The sequence below is a fragment of the Microbulbifer mixtoriginis (SeqCode) genome (assembly GCF_052467235.1).
In genome coordinates, this window is the sequence record NZ_CP174305.1 from 1,000,836 (window position 1) to 1,016,977 (window position 16,142).

The 16,142-nt window shown below is 52.3% G+C and carries 12 protein-coding genes; all 12 read right to left on the bottom strand.

Translation table 11 applies throughout. The features are described from left to right. Positions 1-201 precede the first annotated feature (201 nt). Positions 202-1,113, bottom strand: a complete 912-nt coding sequence (gene lpxC / locus ACJJIO_RS04460) for a UDP-3-O-acyl-N-acetylglucosamine deacetylase (RefSeq protein WP_252082957.1) — start codon at positions 1,111-1,113, stop codon at positions 202-204. Between the two features lie 426 nt (positions 1,114-1,539). After that, positions 1,540-2,799 (bottom strand): cell division protein FtsZ, encoded by a 1,260-nt coding sequence (gene ftsZ / locus ACJJIO_RS04465; protein ID WP_252082958.1) that lies wholly within the window; start codon positions 2,797-2,799, stop codon positions 1,540-1,542. An 88-nt stretch (positions 2,800-2,887) separates the two neighbouring features. Further along, positions 2,888-4,123, bottom strand: a complete 1,236-nt coding sequence (ftsA, locus tag ACJJIO_RS04470) for a cell division protein FtsA (RefSeq protein WP_252082959.1) — start codon at positions 4,121-4,123, stop codon at positions 2,888-2,890. A gap of 112 nt (positions 4,124-4,235) precedes the next feature. Beyond that, on the bottom strand, positions 4,236-5,042 hold the full coding sequence (locus ACJJIO_RS04475; RefSeq protein ID WP_444910268.1) for a cell division protein FtsQ/DivIB: 807 nt from the start codon (positions 5,040-5,042) through the stop codon (positions 4,236-4,238). 6 nt (positions 5,043-5,048) lie between these two features. Beyond that, positions 5,049-6,491: a UDP-N-acetylmuramate--L-alanine ligase gene (gene murC / locus ACJJIO_RS04480; protein ID WP_435583648.1), complete on the bottom strand. Its 1,443-nt coding sequence runs from the start codon at positions 6,489-6,491 to the stop codon at positions 5,049-5,051. Between the two features lie 55 nt (positions 6,492-6,546). Beyond that, entirely contained in the window at positions 6,547-7,644 is a 1,098-nt protein-coding gene (gene murG, locus ACJJIO_RS04485) for an undecaprenyldiphospho-muramoylpentapeptide beta-N-acetylglucosaminyltransferase (RefSeq protein ID WP_444884055.1), read from the bottom strand. After that, positions 7,644-8,876: a putative lipid II flippase FtsW gene (ftsW, locus tag ACJJIO_RS04490; RefSeq protein WP_444910269.1), complete on the bottom strand. Its 1,233-nt coding sequence runs from the start codon at positions 8,874-8,876 to the stop codon at positions 7,644-7,646. Before ftsW ends, murG begins: the two co-directional genes overlap by 1 nt. After that, the gene (gene murD, locus ACJJIO_RS04495; protein ID WP_444910270.1) at positions 8,873-10,255 is read right to left on the bottom strand and encodes a UDP-N-acetylmuramoyl-L-alanine--D-glutamate ligase; all 1,383 of its coding nucleotides are present in this window, start codon (positions 10,253-10,255) and stop codon (positions 8,873-8,875) included. Before murD ends, ftsW begins: the two co-directional genes overlap by 4 nt. A gap of 7 nt (positions 10,256-10,262) precedes the next feature. Further along, the gene (gene mraY / locus ACJJIO_RS04500) at positions 10,263-11,348 is read right to left on the bottom strand and encodes a phospho-N-acetylmuramoyl-pentapeptide-transferase (RefSeq protein WP_252082965.1); all 1,086 of its coding nucleotides are present in this window, start codon (positions 11,346-11,348) and stop codon (positions 10,263-10,265) included. Beyond that, positions 11,348-12,727 carry a UDP-N-acetylmuramoyl-tripeptide--D-alanyl-D-alanine ligase gene (locus tag ACJJIO_RS04505; RefSeq protein ID WP_252082966.1) on the bottom strand — a complete coding sequence of 460 codons (1,380 nt, stop codon included), beginning with the start codon at positions 12,725-12,727 and terminating at the stop codon, positions 11,348-11,350. The genes mraY and ACJJIO_RS04505 overlap by 1 nt, the downstream gene beginning before the upstream one ends. Beyond that, a complete protein-coding gene (locus ACJJIO_RS04510; protein WP_444910271.1) occupies positions 12,724-14,253 on the bottom strand; it encodes a UDP-N-acetylmuramoyl-L-alanyl-D-glutamate--2,6-diaminopimelate ligase in 1,530 nt (509 codons plus the stop codon). Before ACJJIO_RS04510 ends, ACJJIO_RS04505 begins: the two co-directional genes overlap by 4 nt. Beyond that, positions 14,250-16,010, bottom strand: coding sequence for a peptidoglycan D,D-transpeptidase FtsI family protein (locus ACJJIO_RS04515; RefSeq protein WP_444910272.1), 1,761 nt, complete (start codon positions 16,008-16,010; stop codon positions 14,250-14,252). The genes ACJJIO_RS04510 and ACJJIO_RS04515 overlap by 4 nt, the downstream gene beginning before the upstream one ends. Between the last annotated feature and the right edge of the window lie 132 nt (positions 16,011-16,142).

The window sequence follows — 16,142 nt, forward strand, 5'->3', positions numbered from 1 at the left end:
AACAAGCAGGAGAAGTCCGATATCTTGTAATTTTGCTGTCTCTGTAAGTGAGACGAGGCTCCAGTGCAATACCTCACACTAAAAGACCGGTCATTCAAATACCCTAAGGGAAACAAGGTTATCAGAATTACCCCAACCCTCTCTGGCGAATCTGTCACGTAAAAAAGCCGGCAATATAATGCCGGCTTTTTTATTAAGAGTTTAAACTGCCAGTATTGGCTTAACGTAGGAGATTGGAGCTTCTTGCTCTCCCTCGAATGTCACCATCTCCCATGCGTCCTTTTGAGTCATCAAATGACGCAGAGACTTATTGTTCAAGGAGTGGCCGGATTTAAAGGCTTTGAACTCACCGATCAGACTGGTACCCAGAAGATAAAGGTCGCCAATGGCATCGAGAATTTTATGTTTCACAAATTCGTCTTCGTAACGCAATCCACCTTCATTCAGAATCCGATACTGGTCAATCACGATGGCGTTATCCACAGAACCACCCTGAACCAAACCCTTAGAGCGCAGGTACTCAATTTCGTGCATAAATCCGAATGTACGCGCACGACTCACCTCTTTCACAAAAGAAGTACTGGAGAAGTCTACGGAAGAGGTTAGGTTACGCCCCTGGAATACCGGGTGGTCAAAGTCGATGGTAAAGGAGACCTTGAAACCATTGAAAGGCAGGAAGCTGGCTACTTTATCGCCCTCTTCCACGGTAATCGGCTTCTTAATACGCAGGAATTTCTTCGGCGCAGATTGCTCCTGAATACCAGCGGACTGGATCAGGAACACAAAAGGACCGGCACTGCCGTCCATAATTGGTACTTCCTGGGCGGACAGTTCGACAATCGCATTGTCGATACCCAGGCCCGCCATCGCCGAGAGCAAATGCTCCACGGTAGCGATGCGAACATCGCCCTTGACCAGGGTAGTGGAAAGTAGCGTATCGCCCACATTCTCTGCGCGGGCTTCAATTTCGACCACCGGGTCCAAGTCCGTTCGACGGAACACGATGCCGGTGTCTACGGGAGCCGGCTTCAAGGTCAGGATGACCTTTTTGCCAGTGTGCAGACCTACGCCAGTGGCGCGAATAGCATTTTTAAGCGTGCGCTGTTTGATCATGAAACTATCTTTTCCCAGTCGGTGGTCTACGCAAAACGCGCAGCAAGCCGCCGATATTAGCACAATTGCGACGCCAATACCAATTGTGGGCGTGTGGTCAACTTAACACACCGCCACCGTCCTTCTAAGGATAGTTTAAATAAAGATTGGAGCGCCACATCTCAGTCGCTGAGACAGCATTTTAAGACCATGAGCGCCGGGATCACTGTAAAAAATTGTTAATTAAACTCTTACTTGCCTATTTCCTTACCCCGCATAGCAGAGTAACTCTGATATCAGGTCTTATGGAACTGGGCAAACTTCTGATTTAGCAATACCAAAAGTGATATCAAATACAAAATTCTGCGATAAGCCGCCCCGCAGAGGCGACACCCAACAATAAGCTGGGTGGACATGAGCGGTGTACTGCCTCTGCGGCGGCTACTCTCAGTCTGCCTGGCGGCGCAGGAAGGCCGGAATATCCAAATATTCCATATCGGCATCAGCAGAACTGAGCGACGGAGCGGGGCGCTTGGGACGCTCTACATCCACCCTAGGACGGGTGTCGGCCGCGCTCTCACGAGAGACTAGCCCTGCGGCACCGTGGCTTTCACGCATATCGCGCATATCCCGGCTCTCACGCATGTCTCGAGTCTCGCGAACATCGCGGGATTCACGCACTTCTGGACGACGTGTGTTATCTACCACTTTAGCTGGGCGAGCCGCAGGAGTTCCCTCACCCAGGCCAGCGGCTACTACAGTCACCCGCATTTCATCACCCAGCTTATCATCCACCGCCGTACCAATAACCACTGTGGCCTCATCAGAGGCGATCTCTTGCACGATCTCACCCACTTCGGAGTATTCACCCAGGGTCAACTCCTGACAGCCAGCTTCTTCACTGCCGGTAATGATGTTGACCAAAATACCGCGTGCACCTGCAAGGTTAACGTTATCCAACAGCGGACTGCGTACAGCCTTCTCCGCCGCTTCACGAGCGCGATTCTCGCCAATGGCAGAGCCGGAGCCCATCATCGCCATACCCATTTCAGACATCACCGTGCGTACATCGGCGAAGTCCACATTCATAATGCCAGGGCGGATCATCAGATCGGCAATACCCTGCACCGCTCCGAGTAACACGTTGTCAGCCTCTTTATAGGCAGACTTCATGGTGATTTTGCTACCCAATACTTCCAGCAGGCGATCGTTAGGGATAGTAATCAGGGAGTCCACTTTGTCGCGCAGTTCGAGAATACCCTCTTCGGCTACGACAGTGCGCTTGCGGCCTTCAATTTTGAACGGGCGAGTAACAACAGCCACGGTAAGAATGCCGAGCTCTTTGGCAATCTCGGCTACAATCGGCGCTCCACCGGTACCAGTGCCGCCCCCCATGCCAGCGGTAATAAACACCATATCAGCACCGCCCAAGACTTCAGCGATGCGATCGCGGTCTTCCAGAGCGGACTGACGACCGATATCGGGATTGGCCCCAGCACCTAGTCCACGGGTAATCGTATTACCAAGCTGTAGGATAGTTTGCGCTTCAATATCTTTCAGCGCCTGAGCGTCAGTGTTCGCGCAGATAAAGTCTACGCCCTCCACGTCGCTGGCAATCATATGCTTAACGGCATTGCCACCGCCGCCGCCGACTCCTATTACCTTGATGACAGGTTTATCCTGTACGCTATCAACTAGCTCGAACATCGCTGTTCCCCTTTCTTGCTCATGTCGAATTTTACAGCCACGCCTAAAAAAAATCCCTTATGGGACGGCTAATTCTGGTTGCATGCTATTACAAATTTCCACGAAACCAGTGCTTTACTTTGTCCCACCACTGATTATCGTTACGCACGGGCTGAGTTTTTCCCTCTGCAGCCTCTTCCTGCTGCATTGCGTACATCAATAATCCAACTCCGGTGGAGTAAATTGGATTGCTCACGATATCGCTCAATCCAGAAATTCCTTGAGGCACTGCGAGACGTACCGGCATATGGAAAATTTCCTCAGCCAGCTCTACCGCACCCTCCATTTTTGAAGAGCCTCCTGTTAAAACCACCCCTGCTGCGCACAGATCTTCAAATCCACTGCGGCGCAATTCCGCCTGCACCAGAGTAAACAGTTCGTCATAGCGCGGCTCTACTACTTCAGCCAGGGCCTGACGGGACAAATCCCGGGGTTCCCGATCTCCGACACTCGGTACTTTTATGGTTTCACCTTCCCGCGCAAGTTTTGCCAGAGCACAGGCATATTTTATTTTTAAATCTTCGGCGTGCGGTGTCGGGGTACGCAATGCCATCGCAATATCGTTAGTCACCTGATCCCCAGCGATGGGAATCACTCCAGTATGGCGAATTGAGCCACCGGTAAATACAGCAATATCGGTGGTGCCCCCACCGATATCCACCATACATACTCCGAGCTCTTTCTCATCTTCAGTCAGTACCGCGTAACTGGAAGCCAGCTGTTCGAGAATGACATCCTCCACTTCAAGACCACAGCGGCGGATACACTTCTCAATATTTTGTGCCGCATTGACGGCACCACTGACTAAATGCACCTTTGCTTCGAGGCGCACACCAGACATCCCCAGAGGCTCTTTTACCCCCTCCTGGTTGTCGATCAGGTATTCTTGCGGCAGCGTATGTAAAATTTTCTGATCCGCGGGTATAGCAACTGCACGAGCTGCATCAATTACCCGATCCAAATCCTGTTGGGTTACTTCACGATCTTTAATAGCCACAATGCCGTGAGAATTGAGACTGCGAATATGGCTGCCCGCGATACCGGCATACACAGAGTGAATTTCACACCCCGCCATGAGTTCTGCTTCCTCCACCGCACGCTGAATAGATTGCACGGTGGATTCAATGTTTACCACCACACCTTTTTTCATCCCGGTGGAGCGATGGGAGCCAATACCAACAATATTAAGGTCCCCGTTAGCAGATACCTCACCAACGATGGCAACCACCTTGGAGGTGCCGATATCCAGCCCAACAATCATGCGCTGATCGGATACTTGTGTCATTTTTGTGCCAACCTCGCTAGGCCATACCCCGGCTTTCCATTCATTATCAACCGGATCAGCGCCTTCGCTTTTAAACTTTATCTTTCCACAGCGGCTACTGCCGCGTCCCTGTTTACTCTTGCTCGTTCTTCCACTGAACCGCTACCGCGTTACCGTAACGAGTATCTACCTCGGCTACTTTTTGTAAATAAGGAGCAAGTAACCCGCGACTCAAAGTGAGAAAGCGGTTAACACGCTCCAGCAGTGCCTCATGACCGAGTTTTAATTCAATTCCCGACATCAACTCCAGATGCCAGCCACTAAGGTCATCAAATGACAAGCGCTTCACTTCCATATCCCGCGTAGTCAAAAGCCCCGCAAGCGCTTGGTATTGGGACATAATTTGCCCAACCAACTCTTCATCCCCGGCGAGCTCGGGTAGTGTACTCACCTGCATTTGTTTCGGCCGTGGCAGCAGTGCACCACTGGTAACCAACAAACGATCACGGCCCCAGATGGCAAGTGGCTGCGCCTCGCTGACTTCAACAACAACGCCTTTGGGCCAGCGGCGACTTATGGAAACCTTGGCAATCCACGGTTTCTCCAGCAATGCTGCGCGCATCGCGCGGATATCAACAGAAAAAAAACCCGCTTGCAAATACGGCAGTAAAATTTCTTTAATCTGCTCTTCAGTTACAGCATTAAAGGTTCCGCGAACCTCAACCTGCTCCAGTGCATCAACTCGACTGAGCTGAATCGCCGGTAGGTGCTGCCACAACCAGTAGCCCCCACTAAGCAGCCCACCAAGCAAGAACATAAAGACACTGGTAAATAACCAGGGGCGCCAGTGGAATCCCCGCTTCTCTCTCTCTTTGAGAGGGCTGGCACCACGAACCGGGGCCCGGGGAGTCCCTGTATTTTTTTTCTGTGCAGACCTCACTACCACTCAAGCCTCGAGGTCTTTCTCACCCAGGCGCCATTCCGCCAACCTCTGTGAAAGAGCTCCAACATTACCCGCGCCCTGAGTCAGAACCACATCGCCGGGTTCCAGTAGATCAGCCAGGATCGGGGGAACCTGATCAACGGTTTCGACAAAAATGGGATCGACCTGGCCTCGATTGCGCAGGCTACGAGCCAAAGTCCGCCCATCCGCGCCGGCTATCGGTGCCTCCCCAGCACTGTAAACATCCAGCAAAATTAATTTGTCCACCTCGGACAGCACCTGAACAAAATCCTCAAACAGATCTCGGGTTCGGGTATAGCGATGCGGTTGGTAAACCATCACTAAGCGCCGATCGGACCAGCCGTCGCGTACAGTCCTGATGGTTGCTGCCACTTCCCTTGGGTGGTGGCCATAATCGTCCACCAGCATCACTTTTTCTGCGTTACTGTCGTCACTAATAGAGAAATCTCCATAAATTTGGAAGCGACGACCGACTCCTTGAAAACCTTGTAATCCCTTTTGAATAGCTTCATCACCGATACCCTCATCGGTAGCGACAGCAATTGCCGCAGTAGCATTCAATACATTGTGGATACCAGGAGTATTTACCGAGACCTCAAGCAGATCACCCGCCGGGCGCTGCACTTTAAAATGGCTTCGCAACGGCTCCTGTTTAACCTCGACAATGCGGAAATCATTGCCCTCAGCAAACCCATAAGTCAGCACCGGCCGGGAAAACTTGGGAATTACTTCCTGCACATTGGCATCATCGCCACAGACCACAGCAAGGCCATAAAAAGGCAGGTTATGGACAAAATCAATAAAGATCTGTTTGACCTTTTCAAAGTCCCCACCATAGGTTTCCATATGGTCCGCATCAATATTCGTGATCACCGTCACCATTGGTTGCAGGTGAATAAAAGATGCATCACTTTCATCTGCCTCGGCGATTAGATAACGACTTTCGCCCAATGCCGCATTGGCACCTGCCGAATTGACCAAACCGCCAATCACAAACGTCGGATCTTTTTTATCCGCAGCAAAAATCGAGGCTATCAGGCTGGTAGTTGTAGTCTTTCCGTGTGTACCCGCCACGGCAATACCATAGCGATAACGCATCAGTTCCCCGAGCATTTCCGCACGGCGCACCACCGGAATTCGGTTTTCGTGGGCGGCGACCAACTCTGGATTGTCGTCATGCACGGCCGAAGAGTTAACAACCACATCGACACCGCGGATATTTTCCGAACTGTGTCCAATTTCAACCCTAACACCGAGCTTTTGCAGACGGTCTGTTACAGCTGATTCGCGCAAATCGGAACCAGAAACCTCGTAACCCTGATTCTGTAGCACTTCGGCAATGCCGCTCATGCCTGCACCACCCACTCCGATAAAGTGGATGCGACGAATGCGGCGCATCGTCGGTACAGCATAACTTTTTTCCATATTGGCACGCTCAGAAGCCATACTTTCCAACCTTGATCCACTCATTTTTTATTTGCTATCTGACAAGAGCCAGCTGTTCAGCGCAGGCACCTACTACCTGCTCGGTTGCATCAATTTTTGCCACACTGCGCGCAGCTTTCGCCATCTCAAGCAACGCCTGAGGGTCCGAGAGAAGCTTCTGCAATAATTCTGACAGACTCTGTGCATCCATGGCGCTCTGCTGAATTACCACAGCACCACCGGCATTTTGTAACCACTCGCCATTGCGTGTCTGATGATCATCAATCGCAAAGGGAAAAGGCACCATAATTGCGCCCACACCAGCGGCAGCGATTTCCGACACAGTCAGCGCCCCGGAGCGACAAATGATCAAATCTGCAACGCTATAGGCATCGGCCATATTCGCAATAAAAGGTACAACCTCTGCCTCTACTCCCGCAGCCTTATAAGCTTCTTGGGCCAACGCTGCATGACGTTCACCCGCCTGATGAACCACTTTCGGCCGTAGGGATAACGGCAGAAGAGCCACAGCTTTTGGCACCAGCTCATTAATTGCCACAGCGCCGAGACTGCCACCGAGCACCAACAGGCGCAGTGGTGCCTCATTTCCGATACGCTGTTGCGGCTCAGGCAAACTCGCAATCTCAGTACGCACCGGATTGCCGACCTGCTTAGCACCAGGCAAACCACTGGGGAAAGCCTCCAATACCCTACTCGCGATTCGAGCAAGCAGGCGGTTAGTGGTGCCGGCAACCGCATTCTGCTCGTGAATAATCAGCGGAATTCCACTGAGTCGTGCTGCTACACCACCGGGACCGGTGGCAAAGCCACCGAACCCGAGCACCGCATCTGGTGCTACCGCCCTTACCACGGCACGGGCCTGGACCACCGCGCGAAAAATCTGCAGAGGTGCCTTGAACAAGGCCAATTTACCTTTGCCACGCACACCCTCCACACGAATACAGTGCAGTGGAATATTCGCCTCGGGAATTAAACGCGCTTCGATACCGCGCTGTGTACCCAGCCATTCAACACTGGCACCGCGCTCCTGCAAGGCTTTTGCCACTGCCAGTGCTGGAAATACATGGCCACCGGTACCTCCGGCCATCAGTAAAAACTTCTTATTGGCGAAAATTTTTTCTTCATGGGACATCAGACTACCTCCCCACTACCAACACCAGCACTGGTGCGACGCCGGGCAAAAATTGGCAACTTCCCAAACAAACCAGGACTTTCCTCACTATCTCCGGCTTGCCCAAATTGCCCTCGCAATTCAGTGCGAATCCTCAAAGCCAACCCCAATAGGGCACAGCAAATAATCAAACTACTACCACCGGAACTGACAAACGGCAGGGTCAGCCCCTTAGTCGGTAATAACCCTGAAGCCACTCCCATATTCACAAAAGCCTGGCCAGCAATCTGTATTGCCATGCCAAATGCCAATAAAGCCGCAAAAAATTTTTGTTGCGCCAGGGCTTCACGGACCAAACGCAATAGCGAACAGGTCAGGAGCACAAAAAGCCCAACAACAACCAAGCCGCCAAACATGCCCCACTCCTCGGCGAGGATGGCAAAAATAAAGTCGGTATGGGCCTCGGGCAGATAAAACAGTTTTTGCACGCTATTACCCAGCCCCACACCAAACCACTCACCACGACCAAAAGCGATGAGCGATTGGGTCAACTGATAGCCACTGGCAAACTGGTCTCCCCAGGGGTCTAGAAACGTTAGCAGGCGCTGCAAACGATAGGGGCTCATCAGCGCCATCAAGGCCAAACCGCAAGCCGCTGCCGCCACGAGTAAAAACGTGTGGGGTAAGCGTGCACCACCCAAAAACACCATCGCCAGCACTGTGCCGGAAAGTACTACCACAGAGCCGAAGTCCGGTTGCAATAACAGTAAAAAAGCAACCATCGTGAGAATAACCACCGGTACCATAAAGCTGCTCCAGTGGTGTAATTGCTTGCTGCGCCGGGTTAGAAAACTGGCAAAAAATATCAGCATGCAAAACTTCGCCACTTCTGCAGGTTGGATAGTAATTCCCGCAAACACCAACCAGCGTCGACTACCATTTACCTCTCGACCAATACCTGGCACCAATACCACGATTAAAAGCAGACAGGAAAACAGTAGCAGCGGCCAAGATAGGCGCGACCAAATAGCCAATGGGATCTGGCTAACCAATAACGCCGCAATTGCCCCAATTAACAAGAATACCAAGTGACGCTTCAGGAAATACCAAGGGTCTGCATAAATATCTGTAGCAAAAGCGATCGACGCTGAAGCCACCATCACAACGCCGATGCTCACCAGCGCCAAAACGCTAAAAGGTAAAAGAGCATCGAGAAAATCACGCCTGGTATTTAGGGAGAGCAATTCACTCATTGCCCCTCCTGTGAGCACTCACACAGCGCCGCTACAATATTGCGAAAGTCTTCACCACGCGCTTCAAAATTGCGATACATATCAAAGCTGGCACACGCCGGGGAGAGCAACACGTAGTCTCCGCTATGCGCCAAAGTTCGGGCCTTACTCACAGCATCCGCCATAGAATCAGCGCTGAGTGTGCTGCACTGACCGGCAAACACGCTGGCAATTTTGTCGCCATCAACACCGATTGAAACCACTGCACGCAAGGCGCCTGCGCTTTTCTTCAATGCGGAAAAGTCTGCACCTTTACCATCTCCACCTGCGATTAAAACTATTTTACGGGTTGAGGTCGCCAATCCATCCAGCGCGGCCTGAGTTGCACCTACATTAGTGCCCTTAGAGTCGTTGACATAAGTTACGCCATGTAAATCCGCCACGCGCTCACAGCGATGTGCCAAGCCAGGAAAACTACGCAGAACCGACAGCATTGCCGCCATGGGCAATCCCACTACAGTACCCATGGCCAATGCAGCCAGAGCATTGGCAATATTATGCTTGCCCACCATCGCCAGCTCATCGACCGGCAATAACTTCTCACTTCCTTGAGCCAACCACTCACGCTCCCCAGATAAGCACACACCAAACTGTTTTAAGTCCGGTCGATCAAGGCCGAAAGTCCACTCACGCCGCTCGCGCGACAGAGGTCCCTGGCTCAGGGGGTCTTCGCGATTAACCACAAATACTTCTGCACCGCGATAAATCCGTTGCTTCGCCCGGTGATACTCCAACATACTGGGATAGCGGTCCATATGGTCCGCACTCATATTCAAAACAGTCGCTACTGTTGGAGTGAGGGAATAAGTTGTCTCCAATTGGAAACTGGAAAGCTCCAGTACAAACAACTCCGGTAAGGGGTCATCCAATAAATCGAGCACCGGTACGCCAATATTGCCACCCACCCGCACAGAAATATTGGCGGCTTTAGCCATTCTGCCAAGTAGTGTCGTGACCGTGCTTTTGCCGTTAGAACCAGTAATCGCGGCCAACTTCGCTTTGGACTGCTTGCGCAGTAAAGCCTGGGCAAATAATTCAATATCACCAACAACCGGAATACCCTCGGCAACGGCCTTTTGCAAAACCGGCTCCGCTAAGGGCACACCAGGGCTGACAATAATTAAACTGGCCGCAAGTAAAGTGTCTGCACGTAGTGGGCCGGTTTCCACCGCGACCTGGGGAAATTCCCCTTGAAAAGCCGCAAGCCCTGGAGGGTTATCACGGCTATCCACCACCACCGGGGTATGACCATGACGCAGCAGATAGCGCACCACCGATTGCCCGGTAGCGCCCAGTCCAATTACCACTTTATGCTGCGAAGAAGTCGCGATCAGGCTCATTGTATTTTTATCGGAGTTTCAGTGTTGCCAGTCCAGCCAGAACCAGAATTACCGTGATAATCCAGAAGCGCACGATTACCCTCGGCTCGGGCCAACCTTTCAATTCAAAATGGTGGTGCAACGGGGCCATGCGGAAAATACGCTTACCCGTCAACTTGAAGGACGCAACCTGCAGGATGACTGAAACGGTTTCCATCACAAACACGCCTCCCATAATAAACAGCACAATCTCGTGGCGAGTGATCACCGCAATGATGCCCAGGGCCGCACCCAGGGCCAGGGCACCCACATCCCCCATAAACACCTGCGCCGGATAGGTGTTAAACCATAGGAACCCTAAGCCTGCACCGCACAGAGCCGCACAAAATACAGCGAGTTCCCCCGCACCAGCAATCGCAGGAATATGTAGATAATCGGCAAATTCCGCATGTCCAGATAAATAAGCAATAATTCCCAGTGCCCCGCCTACCATCACCGTAGGCATAATTGCCAGGCCATCAAGACCATCGGTCAGATTAACCGCATTACTGGAACCCACCACTACAAAATAGGTCAGCAAAATAAAGGTGACGGGCCCAAGATTAATAGCGACGTCTTTAAAGAAAGGCACAAAGAACTGGGTTTCCGCCGGGCTGGTCGCACTCATAAATAAATATATGGCCGCCCCTAAACCGGCAATGGACTGCCAAAAATATTTCCAGCGCGCGATGAGGCCGCGGGGGTTCTTGTGTACAACTTTTTTATAGTCATCGACAAAACCTACCGCGCCAAAGACAAAGGTCACCAGTAATGTGACCCACACATAGCGATTACCAAGATCCGACCATAGCAGCGCCGAAGCAAAGATCGAGGCGAGAATCAGGGTGCCGCCCATAGTGGGCGTACCGGATTTACTCAAATGTGTTTCAGGGCCATCGTCGCGAATCGCCTGCCCCACTTGTAAATGGTTCAGCCAGTTGATCATGCGCGGTCCAACAATCAGGGAAATCCCCAGTGCGGTAAGGGCCGCAAGAATTGCGCGGACAGTTAAATAATTGAACACCGAAAAGGTGCTCACATGTTGTTGTAATAATTCCGCCAGCCAAAGCAGCATTACGACTCCCCTCTGCTGTTGCCAAGCAGGGCCTGAGCGACCAGTTCCATACGGGCACTACGAGAACCCTTCACCAAAACAGTGGTGTTGTTATCTAATTCATGGGTCAGAGCCGCGATCAACGGCTCCCGCTCCCGGTAATTCTGCAGGGGCTCTTTACCCCCATGGCTAAATGCCAAGCTGGCTGCAGTGCCTAATGGTCCCAGGGTAAACAACGCATCAAGCCCTCGCTCTCTCGCCAGATCACCCACGTCGCGATGCATGCCCTCAGCATCTGGCCCCAACTCCGCCATGTCCCCAAGCACCAGGATTCGTTTTCCTTGTCGTTGTGCCAATAGCTCAATAGCCGCACCTACAGAACCCGGATTCGCGTTATAACTATCGTCGATAACTGTGGCTCCACAAATACCGCGCTGCTCCTGCAAGCGGCCGCTGACACCTCTCAGGCTTGATAGCCCCTGAACAATTTCTTTTGCCGATATCCCCGCAGCAAAAGCACAGGCTGCCGCTACTAGAGCGTTGTGCACGTTGTGCTCTCCAAGTAGCTGAAGCTGCAACGGGTAGCTAAGCCCTTCAATCACTAGGTCAAATCCGGCACAACCACTATTATTCAGGACAATATTTTCCGCAAAGATTTCACACTGGCTGGCAAGCCCCACCTCTAAAGTACGCACACCTTCGGGCATTCGCCCGCGCCAATAGTCTGCGTAATTATCATCGGCATTGATAATTGCGGTTCCACCGACATCCAACCCTGTATAAATTTGACCTTTGGCTTTGGCGATGGCGTCAATAGAACCAAACCCTTCAACATGAGCGGGCATAACATTATTGACGGCACTCACTTGTGGCTTGCCGATACTACACAGATAAGCAATATCGTCAGGTCCATTCGCCCCCATCTCCAAAATCAGTACATCGTGCTCTTCGCTGAGGCCGAAAAGGGTTATCGGCAGACCGTACTGGTTGTTTAGGTTGCCTGCAGTCACACAAGGTGTGTGGCGTTGGGAAAAAATCGCCGATAGCATTTCCTTAACCGTGGTCTTGCCACAGGAACCAGTAATCGCAATTACTGGACCAGAGAATTTCTCACGACACAGCAGACCAATTTGTCCGAGTGCTACGGTAGTATCTTTCACCCGCCACTGAGGCAGGCTGCAACCCCGAACCTCCCGATCAACAACTAAGCCAAGTGCCTGACCATCAAGCTCTCCGACAAAATCATGAGCATCGAAATTGTCACCAACCAATGCAACAAACAATGCTTGGGGGTTTAATTTACGAGTATCTGTGCACACCTCAGAAAATTCGACCGAGCCATTGATCAACTCACCACCGAAGCGCTCTTGCAGTTGCTTAAGAGATAACGACCCAATCACTGGGCTTCCCCCTTCATCCCTTCAACCTTGAGGGGCTTACCCATACGCCGAAGCAACGCAGAAGCTGCCTGCTCACGATCGCAAAAATGAATTTTTTCGCTGCCGATAATCTGGTAATTCTCATGGCCCTTACCAGCGATCAGCACTATATCTCCCGGCTGTGCCGCAGCCACTGCCTGGCCAATAGCCTTGGCCCGATCAATTTCTACTTCAATATTACTGGCAGCACCTTCGAGGATATCGTCGATAATTTTTTGCGGCTCTTCATTGCGGGGATTGTCGCTGGTAACAATGGCCCGATCGGCCATTTCCGAAGCTATACGCCCCATTGAAGCGCGCTTGCCAGTATCACGATCACCGCCACAGCCAAATACACACCACAATTTCCCACGGCAATAAGGGCGTGCAGCGGCCAACGCCGCTCGCAATGCATCTGGAGTATGGGCGTAATCGACCAACACTCCCACTTCATAGACACCTTCGACTTGAACCCGCTCCATACGACCGGGCACCCCCTGAATAGAGGGAAAAACCGTGAGAATTTCCTCGAACGGCATGCCCGCCGAAGCAGCAGCAGCGATAACGGCAAGTGCGTTATAAATATTGAAATCGCCAATCAGCGATGCATTGAGTTCACCGCTCCCCCAGGGAGAACTTAGCTGGACAGAAAAGCCTTTTTCATGACGGCGTAAATCTGTCACATGCAGGTCGCCCGCCTGCAGGCCATAGGTCAATACACGCAACCCGCGCAATCTGCAACGCTCCGCCAGTTGAGCGCCGAAAGGGTCATCCAGGTTTATAATGCCGCGCTTTAATTTTGGCAGGCCAAATAATTTTTCTTTGGCAGCCCCGTAGGCTGCCATATTGCCGTGATAATCCAGGTGGTCGCGGGAAAGATTGGTAAAAATTGCGGTATCAAAAATAAGACCATGTACTCGGCCCTGTGACAGGGCATGGGAGGAAACTTCCATCGCCGCAGCACCTACTCCGCGTCGGCAAAAATCGGCAAAATCCTCCTGTAGCCGCACAGGGTCAGGAGTTGTGAGCCCCGTCTCATGCAGCTCAATCACCCCGTGATTCCATATGCCATTACCAATGGTACCGATCAGGGCAGCGCTGCCAAAATGCCGAGCCAATAACTGGGAGGTGAGATAAGCGCAGGTAGTTTTACCATTGGTGCCGGTCACTCCCACCAAATGCATTTTTCCGCTGGGATTATCGTGGAAGCGCGCGGCTATTTCCCCCACCCGCTTAGCAAGCCCGGGTACGGTAACCACAAGGATATCCTTGTGGGTTTTACATTCCAGTTTGTCCCCATCTGCCAACACTACGGCAGCGCCAGCTTCTATTGCGGCATCAATATATTCCCGCCCATCCACGACAGAGCCGCGCAACGCCATAAAAGCATCGCCAGCTTTCACCTTGCGGCTATCCAGAGCTACACCACTAACAGGTACATCGGGTATGCTCGCGTATCCGGGCACCAATTCCTGCAGGGAGATAAATGATTGTTCGCGCTGAGTCACGACTTTGAACCCCTTCCGGTTAACTGCGCGGCCAGCTGCCGTTCCGCCGGCTCTTTAAGCTCTGGCGATACTTGCAGCAGGCGCATAGCCCCAGCCATCACAGCGCCAAATACCGGCGCTGCCACTTCACCGCCGTAGTACTTCGCCTGGCTGGGATCGTCTATTACTACAACCGCGGCAAGGCGCGGCTTGTCTGCGGGAATAAATCCCGCAAATACTGAGCGGTAGCGATTATCGGCATAACCACCACTACCAACCTTGTGAACAGTGCCAGTCTTGCCCGCCACTCGGTAACCCTCTACAGCGGCTTGACGGCCAGTGCCGCGGCTGCCAATTACGGTCTCCAGCATGGCGCTCACATCCTTAACGAGCGGCCCTTCGACTACCCGCTGCGCCTCAGAATCGGGCTTATCGTCAGATAGAATCAGGGAAACCGGACGTTTAAGCCCACCGTTAGCCAACACGCTGTAGGCCTGGGCCAATTGCACCCCATTCACGGTTAAACCGTAGCCGAAGGCAAAATTAGCCCGCTCGATTGGGTGCCAGCGGCTGCGGCTAGGTAGGATTCCCGGCGTCTCACCAGGAAAACCACTGCCAACCGCCTCCCCCAAACCCAGGCGGTAAAAGAGTTCTCGAAGCGTATTTGGTTCCAAATCCAGGGCAATTTTTGTAATACCCACCTGACTCGACTTGGTGATAATGCTGGTTAGATCCAACTTGCCGTAGTTGACCGGATCCACCAAAGTTTTACCGGGCACGCGGATATAACCCGGGCTTGTATCTATTTGGGTATGGGGCTTGTAGCGACCTGTCTCCAGCGCCGCCAATACCGTCAAAGGCTTTACCGTAGAGCCCGGCTCAAACTGATCAATCAGGGCACGATTGCGCATGGCCGCCGCCCTAACTCCCTTGCGGTTATTGGGGTTAAAAGAGGGCTGGTTAGCCATGGCGAGGACATCGCCACTGTGGATATCCAAAATCACCATAAAACCGGAAGCGGCACCATTTTCTGCCACAGCACTTTTTAATTCCCGATAGGCGAGGTATTGCAGACGCATATCAATCGAGAGGCGCAACTCCTGACCGGGTTGAGCCTCTCTCTGAATAGCCAGTTCTTGCACCGTGCGACCTTTCAGGTCCTTAACCACCTGCTGCGCACCTGGCTCTCCGGACAACCAGTTATCGTAAGCAAGCTCAATGCCCTCCTGACCGCGATCGTCGATATTGGTAAAACCCAATAGCTGCGCAACCACCTCGCCGGCGGGATAGAAACGGCGGTATTCCTTTTTGCTGTAGACACCGGGCAAATCGAGAGACAAGACCCGCTCCGCCTGCTCTGGGGTCAGGTGGCGACGCAGATACATAAATTCCTTATTGCGGTATTTTTCCAGGCGCGCGGTCAACTTATCCGCCTTTAACCTCAGCGTCTTAGCCAGTTGCTTTACTTGTTCGGGACTGCTCTCGCGCAATAATTTGGGATTGGCCCAGAGGCTGTGCACCGGGGTGCTAACCGCTAACAGCTCTCCGTTGCGATCGACAATGGAACCCCGATAGGCGGCTATCTCCTCGGTACGGATGGTGCGCGCGCGCCCCTGATCCTGCAGGAAGCGATATCCCCGCTCTGCTGCAGGAACCACCTGCAAACGCGCTAAGTGAGACACCAGTGCCAGGGCAAGCAGGCACAACAGAACCGCTACCAGCACAAAGCGCCAGCGAGCGATTCCCGGTTGAACTTGCTTTTTCTTTACTGCGCCCATAATTTTCCAATTGGCGTTATATTGTCATCCTGAGGGCAAACCTCTTAGCGGGGCGATTTAACCGGTACCCCGACAGCGCATCGATAAACAAATTTTCTTATGCTTATTAAGTCAATTTCCGGTGTACACTGC